The 15,308-nt window shown below is 40.3% G+C and carries 17 protein-coding genes; 9 read left to right on the top strand and 8 right to left on the bottom strand.

Annotation, left to right across the window (positions count from 1 at the left end; all coding sequences use genetic code 11):
- The first annotated feature begins 3 nt into the window (after positions 1-3).
- Entirely contained in the window at positions 4-954 is a 951-nt protein-coding gene (locus BN1068_RS19925; RefSeq protein ID WP_077604574.1) for a calcium/sodium antiporter, read from the top strand.
- A gap of 28 nt (positions 955-982) precedes the next feature.
- Here the strand turns inward: BN1068_RS19925 and BN1068_RS19920 are convergent, their stop codons facing one another.
- The 6 genes from BN1068_RS19920 to BN1068_RS19895 all read right to left on the bottom strand — a co-directional run bounded on the left by BN1068_RS19920 (position 983) and on the right by BN1068_RS19895 (position 6,916).
- Positions 983-1,582 (bottom strand): alpha/beta hydrolase, encoded by a 600-nt coding sequence (locus tag BN1068_RS19920; RefSeq protein WP_077604573.1) that lies wholly within the window; start codon positions 1,580-1,582, stop codon positions 983-985.
- A gap of 23 nt (positions 1,583-1,605) precedes the next feature.
- Complete coding sequence (locus BN1068_RS19915; RefSeq protein WP_077604572.1) at positions 1,606-2,040, bottom strand: MarR family winged helix-turn-helix transcriptional regulator; 435 nt, start codon at positions 2,038-2,040, stop codon at positions 1,606-1,608.
- A 403-nt stretch (positions 2,041-2,443) separates the two neighbouring features.
- Positions 2,444-3,211 carry an ABC transporter permease gene (locus BN1068_RS19910; protein ID WP_077604571.1) on the bottom strand — a complete coding sequence of 256 codons (768 nt, stop codon included), beginning with the start codon at positions 3,209-3,211 and terminating at the stop codon, positions 2,444-2,446.
- The gene (locus BN1068_RS19905; RefSeq protein ID WP_077604570.1) at positions 3,208-3,951 is read right to left on the bottom strand and encodes an ABC transporter ATP-binding protein; all 744 of its coding nucleotides are present in this window, start codon (positions 3,949-3,951) and stop codon (positions 3,208-3,210) included. The genes BN1068_RS19910 and BN1068_RS19905 overlap by 4 nt, the downstream gene beginning before the upstream one ends.
- A 118-nt stretch (positions 3,952-4,069) precedes the next feature.
- Positions 4,070-5,659 (bottom strand): Vga family ABC-F type ribosomal protection protein, encoded by a 1,590-nt coding sequence (locus BN1068_RS19900; RefSeq protein WP_077604569.1) that lies wholly within the window; start codon positions 5,657-5,659, stop codon positions 4,070-4,072.
- Positions 5,660-6,070: 411 nt separating this feature from the next.
- Positions 6,071-6,916 (bottom strand): ABC transporter ATP-binding protein, encoded by an 846-nt coding sequence (locus tag BN1068_RS19895; RefSeq protein WP_077604568.1) that lies wholly within the window; start codon positions 6,914-6,916, stop codon positions 6,071-6,073.
- Positions 6,917-7,255: 339 nt separating this feature from the next.
- On the opposite strand from BN1068_RS19895, the gene BN1068_RS19890 reads away from it, so the two are divergent.
- Positions 7,256-7,705 carry a hypothetical protein gene (locus BN1068_RS19890; RefSeq protein ID WP_077604567.1) on the top strand — a complete coding sequence of 150 codons (450 nt, stop codon included), beginning with the start codon at positions 7,256-7,258 and terminating at the stop codon, positions 7,703-7,705.
- A gap of 92 nt (positions 7,706-7,797) precedes the next feature.
- Here the strand turns inward: BN1068_RS19890 and BN1068_RS19885 are convergent, their stop codons facing one another.
- Complete coding sequence (locus BN1068_RS19885; protein WP_077604566.1) at positions 7,798-8,760, bottom strand: iron-hydroxamate ABC transporter substrate-binding protein; 963 nt, start codon at positions 8,758-8,760, stop codon at positions 7,798-7,800.
- Between the two features lie 170 nt (positions 8,761-8,930).
- Between BN1068_RS19885 and BN1068_RS19880 the strand changes: the two genes are divergently transcribed.
- From BN1068_RS19880 to BN1068_RS19870, 3 genes are read left to right on the top strand one after another with little or no spacing between them, the layout of a single operon-like run.
- Positions 8,931-9,947, top strand: a complete 1,017-nt coding sequence (locus BN1068_RS19880; RefSeq protein ID WP_077604565.1) for a FecCD family ABC transporter permease — start codon at positions 8,931-8,933, stop codon at positions 9,945-9,947.
- Positions 9,944-10,966 carry a FecCD family ABC transporter permease gene (locus BN1068_RS19875; RefSeq protein WP_077604564.1) on the top strand — a complete coding sequence of 341 codons (1,023 nt, stop codon included), beginning with the start codon at positions 9,944-9,946 and terminating at the stop codon, positions 10,964-10,966. Before BN1068_RS19880 ends, BN1068_RS19875 begins: the two co-directional genes overlap by 4 nt.
- An 18-nt stretch (positions 10,967-10,984) precedes the next feature.
- Positions 10,985-12,001, top strand: coding sequence for an NAD(P)/FAD-dependent oxidoreductase (locus BN1068_RS19870; protein ID WP_139344895.1), 1,017 nt, complete (start codon positions 10,985-10,987; stop codon positions 11,999-12,001).
- An 81-nt stretch (positions 12,002-12,082) separates the two neighbouring features.
- Here BN1068_RS19870 and BN1068_RS19865 read toward each other — a convergent pair whose 3' ends face one another.
- Positions 12,083-12,517: a YaiI/YqxD family protein gene (locus BN1068_RS19865; protein ID WP_077604563.1), complete on the bottom strand. Its 435-nt coding sequence runs from the start codon at positions 12,515-12,517 to the stop codon at positions 12,083-12,085.
- A gap of 133 nt (positions 12,518-12,650) precedes the next feature.
- Here BN1068_RS19865 and BN1068_RS19860 point away from each other — a divergent pair, with 133 nt between their 5' ends.
- From BN1068_RS19860 to BN1068_RS19845, 4 genes are read left to right on the top strand one after another with little or no spacing between them, the layout of a single operon-like run.
- Positions 12,651-13,160: a GNAT family N-acetyltransferase gene (locus BN1068_RS19860; protein ID WP_077604562.1), complete on the top strand. Its 510-nt coding sequence runs from the start codon at positions 12,651-12,653 to the stop codon at positions 13,158-13,160.
- 14 nt (positions 13,161-13,174) lie between these two features.
- Positions 13,175-13,447: a DUF3219 family protein gene (locus BN1068_RS19855; RefSeq protein WP_077604561.1), complete on the top strand. Its 273-nt coding sequence runs from the start codon at positions 13,175-13,177 to the stop codon at positions 13,445-13,447.
- 32 nt (positions 13,448-13,479) lie between these two features.
- On the top strand, positions 13,480-14,052 hold the full coding sequence (locus BN1068_RS19850; RefSeq protein ID WP_077604560.1) for a GNAT family N-acetyltransferase: 573 nt from the start codon (positions 13,480-13,482) through the stop codon (positions 14,050-14,052).
- 16 nt (positions 14,053-14,068) lie between these two features.
- Positions 14,069-15,253 carry a class I SAM-dependent rRNA methyltransferase gene (locus BN1068_RS19845; protein ID WP_077604559.1) on the top strand — a complete coding sequence of 395 codons (1,185 nt, stop codon included), beginning with the start codon at positions 14,069-14,071 and terminating at the stop codon, positions 15,251-15,253.
- The last annotated feature ends 55 nt before the right edge of the window (positions 15,254-15,308 follow it).

Raw genomic sequence — 15,308 nt, 5'->3', positions numbered from 1 at the left:
TTCATGGAGTATGTCTTATTAATTATCGGATTTGCATTGTTAGTAAAAGGAGCAGACTGGTTTGTCGACGGTTCCTCCAATATTGCGCAGCTGCTGCGTGTTCCGCCAATTTTAATTGGATTAACGATTGTAGCCTTAGGGACAAGTGCGCCGGAAGCAACGGTAAGTATTATTGCGGCTGTGCAGGGAACGGCCGATGTAGCAGTGGGAAATGTGGTTGGAAGCAATATCTTTAATATTACACTGGTTGTTGGATTGGCAGCGGCTATTTACCCGCTTCAGGTTCAAAATGAAATGATTGTTAAACAGATTCCTTTTGCATTATTGGCGGCAGTTGCATTGTTTGCATTAGGAAGCGATATGCTGCTTCAAGGGTCAACAGAAAATATACTCAGCAGAAGTGATGGAATCATTTTCTTTCTGTTTTTAGCGATTTTTATGTATTACATTATTGAGGTCGGTTTGAAAAGCAGAAAAGAAACCAAAGCTATTAAAGATTCAAATGTAAAATGGGGAAAGAGTACACTGATTACACTTCTTGGGCTGGCAGCAATTATTCTTGGAGGGCAGTTTGTTGTGACCAATGCTACAGAAATTGCTTTGTCCTGGGGAATGAGTGAAGCTTTAGTGGGATTGACTATTGTTGCAATAGGAACCTCATTGCCTGAATTGGTTACCTCTATATCAGCAGCGCTAAAAAATGAAAGTGAAATTGCATTAGGTAATGTGGTCGGCAGCTGTATTTTTAATATCTTATTTGTTCTTGGAGCAGCATCGCTGATTTCTCCTTTAACTATAAATCCTATAATTTTTACTGATATCTGGATAATGATAGTATTGACGATACTCTTGTTAATCTTTTCGCGGACAAGCTTCCGAATTGGAAGAAGAGAAGGAATTATATTGGCCCTTATCTATGTAGTGTATACAATCTATATTATTATAAGAAATTAAAAAGAAGGAGAACTGACTCTCCTTCTTTTTAATGCGCATACCAGCTTGCAGCTGCTTTAATCTCACTCATTGTCAGCTGATGGCCGTTACTTTCCCAGTGAATATCGGCATTAGCACCAGCTGCAGTCAATAACCGCTGTAATTCCTCTGCTTCTTCCGGCGGACACATTGGGTCGTTATCACCCGCAGCAATAAATACCTCTGTTCCAGTTAAATCCGGGAGATCAATTCCTTTTCTGGGAACCATCGGATGATGCAGGATTGCTTTTTGTAAGGAATCTTTATAATGGAATAAAAGACTTCCGGCAATATTAGCTCCGTTCGAATAGCCGATAGCCGTGACCTGCTTCCGGTCAAAACCAATCCTCTGACTGGCTTCATTTAAAAATTCATGTAATTCCTCAGTGCGTTTGATTAAATCTTCTTCATCAAAGACGCCTTCCTCCAGACGGCGGAAAAAACGGGGCATCCCATTTTCTAATACGTTTCCGCGGACACTAAGGACGTTTGCATTTGGATCAATAATGCCTGCTAAAGGTAATAAATCACTTTCTGTGCCGCCGGTTCCGTGCAAGAGAAGAAGTGTAGGACCATTGGGACCCGCTTTTTCTTCATAGATATATTTCATTAATTTTCGTCCCTTCTTATCGGTTACTCTTTATCGCTTGCTTTATATCCAACCTTTTTTAAGACATCGATAACAGTCTTTTTATCGCTTTCCGAAATTCCTTCAAACAGTCCTTCAATTACCTGCTGATGTTTTGGAAAAATATCATCCATGGTTTGCTTTCCTTTAGCAGTGATTTCTAAATAAACTGCTCTTCTGTCGTCAGGGCAATTTGTCCGGATGAGGAGTTCCTTTTTTTCAAGCTTATCAATGACGTATGTTATCGAGCCTGTACTGATTAATACCGATTCAGAAATTTCCCGGATAGTTTGTCTGCCTTTATGATACAGTGCTTCTAAAATCGCAAAATCTGATGCACGCATGCCATGTTTTTTTATATCCTGTTTGGTAACTTCTTCTAAAGATTTGGATGCTTTCATGGTAATCACAAAGGTTTTTAGTGATAAATTTTCAGACATTTTTTAGCCTCCTTTTATAAAGTGATAGGGTAAGTGTATATATTTTTAATTAAGATATATTTAATTAAATAATAATGAATTATAGTTGATTTGTCAAATTGGCTGGGACAGCCGCTCCCCGTAATAACTAAACCGAATGAATCGTTTTGATTGTTTTTATTATTTTCTCAACGTCTACTCTGTGATTTAAATTATCCTTATAGGTGATAGAAAGGTCGTATCTCCAATCATCAGACCTTCATGACGGTATCATTGACAAAGGAAGGCCATACGCGAATGATCTTTCCGGATACGGATTCAAAAAAGAATTCATTTTGATTATCCTTTTCAAAATGAATTCTTTTAAGTGAACCTGATAGCAGGATTGGCTTGAATGCCTGCAAAAATAAAGCTTCCTGTAAAACTATTCTTCTTCCTCTGTCTTAATCTTAAGCATTTGCATCCGTTCATTAAAGAGTGTCGGGTAGGATAAAAAGCCGAGCATAATACTGGTTACGGCCGCTGTTGTCAGTAATAGAAAGAGAATTAACAGCTGGAATTGGACGGCTTGAATCGGGTCTGCTCCAGCAATAATCTGACCGCTCATCATCCCTGGCAATTGAACAAGTCCGATTGTTTTCTGACTTTCGATTGTTGGAATCAAGCTTGCTTTAATAGAATGGATAAGCGGCAGGTGAATAGCTTGTTTTGGTGTTCCGCCTAAAGAAAGCAGAAGCTCGGTTTCTTTTTTCTGCGTCTGAATCTCTGCTGTGAAACGATTAAGAAACAGAATGGAGAGCACCATCGAATTACCGACAACCATCCCGCTGATTGGAATAATATATTGCGCGGTCGGCGGTGTGATTTGAAACCCTAATAAGATGCTTTGCGTCAGTATCTCAATAAATATAAATGTAAGAATCAGTTTCCAAATAATTCCCTTGATAGAAGCTCCTTTTTTCTGGGCATTATGTGTCGCTGCTCCAATCATTAGGGCAACCATCAGAATGATAAAAAGATAACTGCCTGATTCAAATACAAAGGTCAGGACATAGCCGACAGCTATAAGCTGAATGATAGAACGAATAGTTGCGATAAATGTATCTTTTCCTAAGCCGAGATGTAATGTTTTGGAAAGGATTAAGGGAATAAGCACAAAAATAAGCGATAAGCCGAGGGATAGAAAACTCATTGCCAATCCCCCTTTATAAATTGCTGTACACGAGGATCTGCCGGGTTTTTCAATACATCTGTATTTCCTGATTCGATAAGCTCTCCATTCATCATGACCCATGTATAATCCCCAATGTGCAACGCCTGCTCTAAATTATGCGTAATCCAGGCAATGGTCACTGCAAATTCCTGATTGATATGCTGAATCAAGTGCTCGATGTCTGATGTGGAGACACGGTCAAGGGATGAAGTAATTTCATCAAGCAGCAATACCTTCGGACGATTGACAAGTGTACGAGCAATGGATACCTTTTGGCGCTGACCGCCTGATAAATCTGCTATATCCCGGTTGAGAAAAGAAGCATCCAGCCCAACTTGTATTAATAAGTGTTCTGCATCTTCCTTTTCTAATTCCTGATTTTGCAATGTTTTGGGCATAGCCAGATTTTTATAAACGGAGCCGCGCAGCATCGTAGCATCCTGAAGTGCAATGCCGACTGTTCGTCGTAATGTGGTCGGCTCAATGGTTTGAATATCTTCTCCAAAAAGATGGATATCTCCATTTATTGGAGAAATAAGTCCATTTAATAGGCGGAAAATGGTTGTTTTTCCAGCTCCGGAAGGTCCGACAAATGTAGTGATTTTTCCTTCAGGGAGGAAGCCGGAAACATCTTTAATAATATCTAAGCCTTCATCTGAATAGCTGACATGATTTAGTTCTATGGCTGCTTTGCCAGTTACTTCATTTGCTTGCTGCATGTTTGAATTCCTTTCTGCGGTGAAATGAAACTTTACTCCTCGTGCACCGAATATTCGGGGCACTGCAATAGATAGTAGGAGAAGAAAAATTCCTCCTGCTGCATTAAGATTTATTCTATCATTTCTTCTGTCTGTTTTGAAGAATGCGTTTTTCCTGAAGAAGCTTTTGAAATTCCTGATCTAATTCATCAGAGGGCTCCAGGCTGAGCTTGCTCAGGATTTCAGTTATCTTTGTTTCAATAACCATCAGCTGCTGTTCCAGCGGGTCTTCCTGTGTTTCTTTTTCGGCCGGTTCTTCATGGAGCTGTCGGAAGCTTCCATCAAAAAACGTGAGCACCTGCTGATTAATTTCAATCATCTTTGTGGCAATATTTTCGGTGAACTGCCGATCATGCGATACGAACAAAACAGTACCCTCATAAGCCTGAAGCAGACCCTCCAAAGCTTCTACCGCATCGATATCCAGATAGTTTGTCGGTTCATCGAGAATAAGCATATTGATATCACTGACAAAAAGCTTTGCAAATGCCACTTTGACCTGTTCTCCGCCACTGAGAACGTGAACAGGCTTAAATACATCGTCCCGATAGAAATGCAGTCTGGCTAAAACGGTGCGAATCAGTGTTTCATCCTGCTTGGAGGTTTCTTTGACATTTTCCAGAATTGACTTTTCTGAGTTCAATGTTGATAAGTCTTGTTTAAAATAACCAATTTTAACAGATGGATTCAGGGTAATACCGGCATCTCCCTGCATTATTTTTTTCACAAAGGTTGTTTTTCCCGCTCCATTTGGGCCGATAATACCAACCTTATCTCCACCTTTTATATTTAAGCTGGTTTTTTTCCATAATTGCTTTCCGGGAACAGCTCCTTCTAAATCCTCTATTCTTAAAATAATTTTCTGCTGCAATCTTGCCTGATTGGGAAGAGCCATTTTCAGAGGGGCAGCTTCTCTGACCTTCTCCACTTTTTCAAGATTATCTAATCTTGTTTCCAAAGCCTTTGATGTTTTTTGCAGCTTTTTTTGCTTTTTCGCAAAGTAGGGCTTTGCACCTTTTAATGATTCCTCGGTGGATCCGATTTTACTTTTTGGTGTTTTAGTTGCCCGTTGTGCTTTCTGTTCTTTTTTCTCGATTGCGCGCTCAAGCTGTTGTTTTTTCTGCTGATAGTGCTCATAAGCAAGACGCTGTTTTTCTATTTCTTTTTCTTTTTGCTGGCGATAAGCAGTATAATTGCCGGAATAAATTTGAAGACTTTCTTCCTCAATTTCCCAAATTACATTACATAGTTTATCTAAAAAGTTACGGTCATGAGAGACAATAATAAGCGCTCCCTGCCAATGAGACAGCTGTTTCTCCAGCCATTCAATATGAGCCGTGTCCAGATTTGTTGTCGGTTCATCTGCAAGGAGAAGACCGGTCTGCTTTTTTAAAGATTCAACGATATAAGCCTGTGTTACTTCGCCTCCGCTTTTTTGGTCACGTTTCTCTTTTAATTGTGGCAATAACTCTACAGAAGTATACATTTGAATTGTACCCTGCTCAGGCGGAATTTTACCGGCAAGCAAGTTGAGCAGGGTTGTTTTTCCCGAGCCGTTTTTGCCGACTAAACCAATCCGCTCCTTGTCATGAACAGCCAAGTGCTCTATAGAAAATAATTCCCGGTCTTTGATATTTTGTTTAATATGATGTGCTTCTAAAATAGTCATAAAATCATCTCCGTATCTGTTAAGAATTCGAACAGGGAGATTCTATAAATGATAAAACCCCTGTTCTGCATTTAGATCAGAACAGGGGTCGCCAAAAAAGAGAGTGAGCATACGTCTGCTCATTCCATATGGGTACCACAAAGGATAAAGGCTAATCCTGTTCTGAAATCATTCCATAAAAGCATGAAAAATAACACAGCAGGATAAGGCCGATAGATCTGCTGTTATCACACTCTTATTTGAATTCATTCTTTAAAAAAACAGGATTAGTACTTCATGTTCCCTTTGTTCACCCTTTCGATATTTGTTGATTACAGTATAGCGGAAAAAGAGGTATTTGTCACCAAAAGAAAAAAACCGGACAAGCTCCTATTCTGATAAAAGAATATGGAATCATCGTCCGGGTATATACTATAAAGCTTTTGGTGTTGTCTGAAGCATGGAATTTTCTTGCACCGCATCTTTGATTAAACAATTTCCCCGTCCATGAGGAATACACATTGGAGTCCCGAATATCGGATCACATGCGATATTACACCGCATCCGGAATACTGCAGACACAAGGTCAGCTGAAATCGTATCCTCCGGCTTGCCTTGTGCATATACTTTTTTATCTTTAATTGCAATAATATGATGCGCGTAGCGGCTTGCCAGGTTTAAGTCGTGCAGTACCATCACAATCGTACGGCCATCTTTTTCGTTTAATTCAAAAAGAAGGTCAAGCACATCGATTTGATGCGTTAAATCAAGATAAGTAGTGGGCTCATCTAATAAGATTATGTCTGTATCCTGCGCTAATGTTAATGCAATCCATGCCCGCTGGCGCTGTCCGCCTGAGAGGGAATCGACAGACTGATCTTTCAAATCTGCCATATTTGTATCCTCTAATGCTTTTTGTACAGCTTCTTCATCTTCTTTGGACCATTGCTTCATGACTTTGCGGTAGGGGTGTCTGCCCTGCTTAACAAGCTCATATACTGTCAATCCTTCCGGGCTGGTTGGCGCCTGAGGGAGGATAGCCATGTTTTGTGCTACTTCCCGGGTCCGCATTTTAGCAATATTTTGTCCGTTTAATATAACAGATCCCTGCTTTGGCTTTAATAAACGTGCCAAAGAACGTAATAAAGTTGATTTTCCACAGCCATTTGGGCCGATAAAAACAGTGATTTCCCCTTTAGGGATGGAAATGTCTAATTCATCTATAATAATCCGGTCTCCGAATCCGAGTGTTAAGTTACTCGCTGTTAATGAGTTCAATGAAAACGCCTCCTGACCTAAAAAGGTGCGTATTAGCTTCTTACTTCATTTTATTGCTTGGGAGACTAATAGTCAATGATAATAATTTTCAATTAGGTGACAGATACAATTTGAAATCCTTGAACAGACGCTATTATTTTTGTCCGTTTATTAGAATTTCTCAGTATAGAAGTAATGCACAGCTTCTTTTTCCGGGTAATTATTTCTTTATTAAAAGTATCAGGAATTACCCATTTTTAATAAACATAACTATCCTTGAAATTAGTTGTTATTAGTTTGTTTTCATAATATACTTAATAGTAATATTATTACATTTATTTAAGGAGAGGGGATTACCCTATGAAGAAATGCTTGGTTGTTTTTGTAGCACTTTTATCTATATTATTCATTTCAGCCTGCAGCGAAGACAGCAATAATTTATCCGGGAGAACATTTAAAATTGCTAATACGCCAGTACTTCAAGAGGATATGGATAACCCTGATAAATATCCGGGAGTTGTAACATTAGAATTTTTGGATGACAATGTAGTAACGATGATTGATACAGAGGGAACGTATGAATTAAATGGTGAAGAACTCGTACTTCATTTTGAAAATGAAAATGAAAACCTGGAAATTACTTTTAGCGATTTTAAAGAAAGTGAGAAAGATTTCAGTACGTATTCTACGTTAATCAGCAATCGGGAATTGAAGATGGAAGATTATAGCGAGTTAAGCCACTTAGAAGTATTGGCCAATAAATTATCTGAAGATATGCCGATTGAATTTATAGTAAAACATGAAAGTTAAATTAATTGCGCAGAGTCAAACCTAAAAAAAGAACAAAAGCTGAAAAAGAAGGAGTCAGCTTTTGTTCTTTTGGGATACACTTTTTTTAGAAATTATTTAAATAAATCAACAAACATATCAATCGTCTGTTCAGAAGCAACTAAGCCGCTGTTTGTCCAGTTACTCTCATCCTCAATGTAGTATACCTGATCGTTTTTGACAACATCGGTATTGTTCCATACATTACTATTTTTCAATGCTTCAATTCCTTCGTCGTCCTCGTAGCCTAAAATAATCAGATGGTCAGCATCTATCTCCGAAAGCTTCTCTAAAGAAATCGGGTTCCAGGCCTCTTCGCCTTGTCCAAGCTCCTTGACAAGCTCGGGAACTTCCACTCCAAGTTCATTATAAATCATGTTTGCAGAGTGACGGTTTTCCTCAAATAGGAAGTATTTTCCGCCGACAACCCACATCATTGCAACAGATTCATCACCTAATGTTTCATTCAGCTCTTCTTTCGCTGCTGCCACTTTTTCATCATAATCTGCTAAAGCCTGTTCCGCTTCGTCTTCTTTTCCAAGGATTTCTCCAAATTTCTGTAAGCGTACCTTCCAATCGCTTACTTCTTCCTCGGATAATACATATGTTGGTGCGATGGCAGAGTAGTCTTCGTAAGAACCTTCATAGTTATCTAAGGTATGATCCAAAATAATAAGGTCCGGCTCTATACTAAGTACTTGTTCTAAAGGCAGTGTCCATTCAATTGTTTCTACATCTGCTAAATCTTCTTCCAGATAGTCTTGAACGCTTTCGCCAATTGCCCATTTTGCAACAGGTTTTTCACCTAGTGCAATCAGTGTATCTTCATTATAGGAGGCAAGAATTTTTTCCGGGTTTGCCGGGACAGTAACTTCTCCCATGTCTGAATCAACCGTGATTTCAGATGCTTCCTCTGTATTGTCAGATGTATTTGAATCATCAGACTCATTATCATTACTATTGCCGCAAGCAGCAAGAAGTAATAGAGTAGTAAGTATCAGCATAAATAAATAATTTTTTCGCATAAATTTGTTCATCTCTTTTTCTCCTTTTATGTTATAATGAACGTCTAACGATAATGATAATCAGTTTCAATTAGAAAGTCAATAAGTTATTTAAAAGCGAGATTTTATTAAATTTAATTCTAAAAAAAATCAAATCATATTACAACCATATTTTATGAAGAAAGTATAGGAGTATACAAGAAATGAGATTGTTTTCACGTTCTTCTCAGTTGACGAAGATACTAATTAATATCATAGGGATTTGTCTTGTTGTTTTTTCGATTGGTGTGTCTATCTCTTATGGTGCAACAACGATTGATTTACATACTGTCTGGCAGGCTGTGTTCAATTTCACTGACGGGGAGCAGGCGCACCAGGTTATCTGGGAGCTGCGCATTCCGCGTGCCCTGGCAGCTGTGCTGGTTGGTGCGTTTTTAGCTATGTCCGGAGCTGTGATGCAGGGAATGACACGTAATCCGCTTGCCTCACCATCTATTATGGGGGTGACAGATGGCGCTGCATTTATGCTTGTCATTATTCTGGCCTTTTATCCGGCAGTTTCCAGTGTCGGCTTAATGTTTGCTTCTTTTCTTGGAGCAGGTATAGCAGTAACCCTGGTATTTTTAGTGGGATCTTTTTCAAGCAGTGGATTGACACCTGTTAAGCTGGCGCTGGCCGGGGTGGCAATAGGGACTTTACTGCGGTCAGTTTCCTCCATTCTTTCGCTGCATTTCCAGCTGGAGAAGGATATCGGATTTTGGCTTGCGGGTGGACTGGACGGCGCAGGATGGAATGCAGTAATGGTTCTCTTTTTAGCGGGAACAGTAGGGGTAATTTTAGCATTATCAATTGCGAAGTCTATCACTGTTTTGAGTTTGGGAGACGATTTATCGACGGGACTTGGGCAGAACAATACACTTATTAAAATTACCGGGATTATAGTTGTATTAATATTAACCGGTGTAGCAGTTTCTGTTGCCGGGTCAGTCGGGTTTGTCGGTTTGATTATTCCTCATATTACACGTTTTATTATTGGGACAGACTACCGCTGGATTATTCCTACCTCAGCAGTGCTGGGGGCTTTATTACTTGTAAATGCAGATCTGATTGCACGGATGATTAATGCCCCATTTGAAACACCGGTAGGAGCTATTACTTCCATTATCGGTGTGCCATTCTTCCTCTATTTGGCAAGAGGCAGCGGGGGTGACAAAAAATGAATCCATTAGAAAAGCAAAAAAGATTTCGATTTTGGATGATTATCAGCATATTAGTTATCGGGATTATTGTTTTTTCCTTCCTTAGTTTAAATCTGGGAGCTATTTCGATCTCGCCAAAGGAAGTAGTTCAAACATTGATGGGCCAGGGATCAGATAGACAGGAGCTGGTGTTATTTAAATTCCGGATGCCGGGAATTATTTTGGCATTATTAATTGGAGCAGGCTTGGCAGTCTCGGGAACAATTATGCAGGGTATCACTCAAAATGGACTTGCTGATCCTGGAATACTGGGAATTAATTCAGGAGCGGGCTTTGCGATTGTGTTATTTCTCTATTTCTTCCAAGGTGTAATACCGGCAGCGAGTGCACTAAACACTTATATGCTTCCTTTTGTTGCTTTAATTGGAGCTTTTACAGCGGCAATATTGATTTATGCTATTGCCTGGAAAAAAGGAGTAGCGCCGATTCGGCTTGTTTTAGTAGGAATTGGGGTAAATGCAGCATTTGGTGCACTTCTGACAATTTTGCAGCTGCGCATGGATCCGCAAAACTATCGTCAGGTAACGATTTGGCTGTCAGGTGAGATCTGGAGTGCGAACTGGAATTTCGTATTTGCTTTACTGCCCTGGATGCTGATACTTATTCCAATTGCAATAAATAAAGCAAGAAATTTAAATGTCTTTCATTTAGGGGACGATGTTGCTTCTGGTCTTGGAACACATGTGGAAAGAGAGCGGGGGATCCTGCTTCTAATTGCTGTAGCATTAGCGGGGGCATCTGTTGCGGCCGGTGGAGCGATTGCCTTTTTAGGACTGGTTGTGCCGCATATTGTCCGCAAGCTTGTCGGACCGCTGCATCATTATGTGATTCCGATTTCTGCCCTGCTGGGAGCATTTATTTTAATGGCAGCTGACATGATTGGAAGTAATATTTTAGCACCGACAACGATACCTGTGGGAATTGTTGTATCGATTGTCAGTACACCTTATTTTGTCTATCTGCTGATGAAAACAAATTAGAAAAGGGAAGGGATTCAGGTGATTATGAACGAAGAAATATATGACGTAACGATCATTGGCGGCGGACCTGCCGGGTTATTTGCTGCTTTTTATAGCGGGATGCGTGAGATGAAGACAAAAATCATTGAATATCTTCCTTATCTTGGCGGGAAGGTGCCTTATTTTTACCCGGAAAAAGTAATTCGTGATATCGGTGGTATTGCGCATGCTACCGGAGAAGAAGTAACCGAACAGCTGGTGGAACAGGCAATGACCTTCGACCCTGCGGTTGTTCTGGGAGAACAGGTTGTTGATATGCAGCGGATGGCAGATGGGAATTTTGAGCTGGTAAGCAGTAACGGAAATATCCATTATTCTAAAACAATCATGCTGGCAACCGGATTTGGAACATTGCATTCTGTGAAATTAGATCATCCGGAAGCAGTTTATTACGAAGAGAAGAGTCTGCATTATACGGTACGGAAGCTGGCGGATTATCATGATAAGCATGTGCTTATTTCCGGCGGGGGCAACAGTGCTGTTGATTGGGCGCTGGAGCTTGAGAACATTGCAAAGAGTGTAACGCTTATCCATCGCCGGAATGAGTTTAAAGGTTTGGAAAGCAGTGTGACAAAGCTGAAAAATTCGCGTGTAAATGTAATGACGCCATATGAATTAAAGGCATTGCATGGTACAGACGGGCAGATTGAAAAGGTAATATTGGGACATTTAGAGGATGAAACGGATGAGAAAGAAATCCAGATTGACCGGGTAGTAGTCAATCATGGCTTCCAAATTAATTTGGAGCCGATTACGACATGGGGTCTGGAAATGATAGACGGCATGATTGCGGTTGATTCCAGTATGCAGACCTCTGTTGAAGGGGTATTTGCAATTGGTGATATTGCCCATTATCCGGATAAGCTTGGATTAATCGCCGGAGCATTTAATGAAGGACCGATTGCAGTCAATCACGCCAAAAAAATCGCCGATCCGGAAGACCCTGTGAAGCATTTATTCTCCACAAATTTTGCGGCTTTTGAGGAAGATGAATAACCTTTAAAAAAGCACTCTAACGTTTTCAACCTGATAAATAAAGGTTAAGAAAACGGTAAGAGTGCTTTTTTAATTTTTGCATCATAAATATTTGCGGAAAAGCTCCAAAAACTTTTGCCGATCTTCCTCTGTCAATGCTTTAGGCCCTTTTGAATGCTTTCCGCTCCGCCGTTCCTTGGCGCTCAGGTAGCGGGACTGCAGAAGCTGGTCAATATTATCATTGGTGTAGGCGAACCCTTTGTGATGCAGCACATAACAGCCTTTTGCAAGCGCGAGAGAAGCCAGTCCGTAATCTTGGGTCACCACGATATCTTCTTTTGCAGCAAGCTTCATAATCCGGTAATCAGCGGCATCCGCACCAGTGTCAACATAAATGGTTTCCACCCAATCTGGATACTCCTTTAAAGAAAAATGTGAGATACTGGTTACCAGGACAACCTGGATACTCTTTTTTCCCGCTTCCTCTATAATAATGTCTTTAACAGGGCAGGCATCTGCATCTATATAGATTTTCATTCGATTCCCTCATTTCTAAGGTTTTTATCTATTTTAGCAAATATTTACCGACCTTGTCTCATTCACTAGAATTTTACACAAAAAGCCTGTAAGATATTAATCACTATCTATCGTGAAAAAGGAGCTTGTACGTATGGATTTTGTTATTGATCAGATGAGGCAGACGGATTGGAAACAGGTTCTGGAAATATATTATCATGGAATGGAAACGGGGAATGCGACCTTTGAAATGAATGAGCCCGATTGGAAATCCTGGGAAGACTGGGATCGTGACCATTTGGAGGAGTGCCGTCTGGTTGTCCGTGAGGGAAAGAGAGTTCTTGGCTGGGCTTCCCTATTACCAATCTCTGCAAGAGCGGCGTATCAGGGAGTTGTGGAGGTAAGCATCTATCTGCATAAAGACAGCTTGGGAAAAGGTGTGGGTACAAATCTTATGCAGGCGTTGATTGAGGCAAGTGAAGCAGCCGGGATGTGGACGCTGCAATCAGAAATCTTTCCTGAAAATACAGGCAGTCTGAAGCTGCATGAAAAGATGGGCTTTCGCAAGGTTGGTTATCGGGAGAAAATCGGTCAGATGGAAGACGGCAGGTGGCGGGACGTTGTCCTTGTAGAGCGCCGCAGCCCGCATATAGGACTAGATTAAGGAGGAGATTTTACATGGAAATCAAGATTAACGAACAGGTGTTTGAAGGAAAACAGGTAGAGTTGGATGAAACGGCTGACAAGAAGCAGATTGCATTCTCATTTGATGTTACCAGTGAAACCTATCATGACGTTACGACTTTACTGTATAAAAATGATTTTCAGGTTAACATTCCTGAAAAATCTTTGTCCTTTCCGGCAGCTATCCAAGAATATTCTACTTCAACGACAAATTTATATGAAAAAGGCAATACAAGCGAATTTTATTTGAAGCTGTGCGAAAAATAAATTCTTAGGATATAGAGGGGGAGTACGATACAATGGAGCCTATACTATTAACATTTCCAGATCAATTTGAAACAGAACGGCTGGTCATTCGTGCACCGAAGCCGGAAGATTGGCAGCCGGTTTATAAGGCGATGCAGGCCTCTATCAATGAGTTAAAGCCGTGGCTCCCATTTGCACGGCAGGAGCAGACAGAATCAGATGTAAAAAAGACAACAAAAGAGGCCTATCTGAACTTTTTAGCACGTGAGGATTTACGATTCCATGCTTTTGATAAAGAGAGTGGAGAATTTATTATTTCCAGCGGTCTACATCGTATTAATTGGGACGTACGAAAATTTGAAATTGGTTATTGGATTGATACGAAGCACAGCGGGAAAGGCTATGTGACAGAATTGGTGAAAGGACTGACTGCTTTTGCATTCCGGGAATTGGATGCAAACCGTGTGGAAATCCGGTGTGATACGAAAAATGGCAGAAGTAAAGCTGTTGCTGAAAGAGCCGGTTTTGAGCTCGAAGGAATCCTGAGAAATGATGATATAGAAGAAAATGGGGAACTTAGAGACAGCTGTGTTTTTGCAGTGATTAAAGATCCTGAAACAAATTAGGAATAAGGGTGAAATAATGAAACGAGTAACAGTAAAGCAATCCTATGTAAAAAATATCAAACAGAAAAACCCGTTGATTTTAGAAGAAGCTATTGATGAGCCTCATAAGCTTAGCGAAGGAGAGATCATTGCTCTTCACACACCGCAGGGAGAATTTTTGGCACAGGCATATACAGGCCGTCAAAATAAAGGAATGGGCTGGGTGTTAACGTTTAAGCAGGAAGAGACCATTGACCAGGCTTTCTTTAAACAGAAACTGCTCAGTGCTATGAATAAACGCCGTTCTTATTATCAAGCCGAAGAAACAACTGCTTTTCGCATGTTCAATGGGGAAGGAGATGGAATTGGCGGCTTAATCATTGACTATTTTGACGGTTACTACGTTATTCAATGGTACAGTGAGGGAATTTATGCGTTTAAAGACTGGATTATACAAGTTTTTGACGAGCTGGGTGACTATCAGGGGATTTATGAAAAGAAACGCTTTGATACAAAAGGACAGTATGTAGAAGATGATGATTTTGTAAAAGGAACAAGGGGTGAATTCCCGCTGATAGTGAAAGAAAACGGAATGAACTATGCTGTTTACTTGAATGATGGGGCAATGGTCGGTATTTTCCTGGATCAGCGTGAGGTCCGAAAAGCATTGCGTGATAAATATGCCAAGGATAAGCATGTGTTGAATACCTTTTCCTATACCGGGGCTTTCTCTGTCGCTGCTGCTTTAGGCGGCGCAGCGAAGACTACCAGTGTTGATTTGGCGAAACGAAGTAAAAGTAAAACAATTGAGCAGTTTAGCGTAAATGGGATTGATTTTGAGCAGCAGGATATTATTGTGATGGATGTATTTGATTATTTCAAATATGCTAAACGGAAGAATCTGCAATTTGATGTTGTTGTTCTTGATCCGCCAAGCTTTGCACGCTCTAAGAAAAGAACCTTCCAGACAGCAAAGGATTATCCGGAGCTGATAGAGAATTCTATTGAGCTGCTGGAAAAAAACGGAGTGATTATTGCTTCCACTAACACAGCCTCCTTTGGAATGAAGAAATTCAAAGATATGATACATCGGGGATTTGAGGCAAAGCAAAAGAAATATACGATTTTGGAAGAATTCTCATTACCGGGTGATTTTGCGGTGGATAAGCATTTTAAACAGGGGAATTATTTGAAGGTAGCAGTTATTCAAGTAAAGGGATGAATTTTATTGAGGCATTTTTACAACGGTGCAAGACTTGTTGTAAAAATGCCTTTTT

This window comes from Oceanobacillus sojae, assembly GCF_900162665.1.
GTDB lineage: Bacteria > Bacillota > Bacilli > Bacillales > Amphibacillaceae > Oceanobacillus > Oceanobacillus sojae_A.
This window is presented reverse-complemented; position numbering and strand designations above follow the sequence as displayed.

Bases quoted from the DNA above. Each gene is read 5' to 3' on its own strand.
- BN1068_RS19845 (WP_077604559.1), top strand. From the start codon at position 14,069: ATGAAACGAGTAACAGTAAAGCAATCCTATGTAAAAAATATCAAACAG.
- BN1068_RS19875 (WP_077604564.1), top strand. From the start codon at position 9,944: ATGAATCCATTAGAAAAGCAAAAAAGATTTCGATTTTGGATGATTATC.
- BN1068_RS19890 (WP_077604567.1), top strand. From the start codon at position 7,256: ATGAAGAAATGCTTGGTTGTTTTTGTAGCACTTTTATCTATATTATTC.
- BN1068_RS19880 (WP_077604565.1), top strand. From the start codon at position 8,931: ATGAGATTGTTTTCACGTTCTTCTCAGTTGACGAAGATACTAATTAAT.
- BN1068_RS19910 (WP_077604571.1), bottom strand. From the start codon at position 3,211: ATGAGTTTTCTATCCCTCGGCTTATCGCTTATTTTTGTGCTTATTCCC.
- BN1068_RS19860 (WP_077604562.1), top strand. From the start codon at position 12,651: ATGGATTTTGTTATTGATCAGATGAGGCAGACGGATTGGAAACAGGTT.
- BN1068_RS19925 (WP_077604574.1), top strand. From the start codon at position 4: ATGGAGTATGTCTTATTAATTATCGGATTTGCATTGTTAGTAAAAGGA.
- BN1068_RS19905 (WP_077604570.1), bottom strand. From the start codon at position 3,951: ATGCAGCAAGCAAATGAAGTAACTGGCAAAGCAGCCATAGAACTAAAT.
- BN1068_RS19915 (WP_077604572.1), bottom strand. From the start codon at position 2,040: ATGTCTGAAAATTTATCACTAAAAACCTTTGTGATTACCATGAAAGCA.
- BN1068_RS19885 (WP_077604566.1), bottom strand. From the start codon at position 8,760: ATGAACAAATTTATGCGAAAAAATTATTTATTTATGCTGATACTTACT.
- BN1068_RS19900 (WP_077604569.1), bottom strand. From the start codon at position 5,659: ATGACTATTTTAGAAGCACATCATATTAAACAAAATATCAAAGACCGG.
- BN1068_RS19850 (WP_077604560.1), top strand. From the start codon at position 13,480: ATGGAGCCTATACTATTAACATTTCCAGATCAATTTGAAACAGAACGG.
- BN1068_RS19855 (WP_077604561.1), top strand. From the start codon at position 13,175: ATGGAAATCAAGATTAACGAACAGGTGTTTGAAGGAAAACAGGTAGAG.
- BN1068_RS19865 (WP_077604563.1), bottom strand. From the start codon at position 12,517: ATGAAAATCTATATAGATGCAGATGCCTGCCCTGTTAAAGACATTATT.
- BN1068_RS19920 (WP_077604573.1), bottom strand. From the start codon at position 1,582: ATGAAATATATCTATGAAGAAAAAGCGGGTCCCAATGGTCCTACACTT.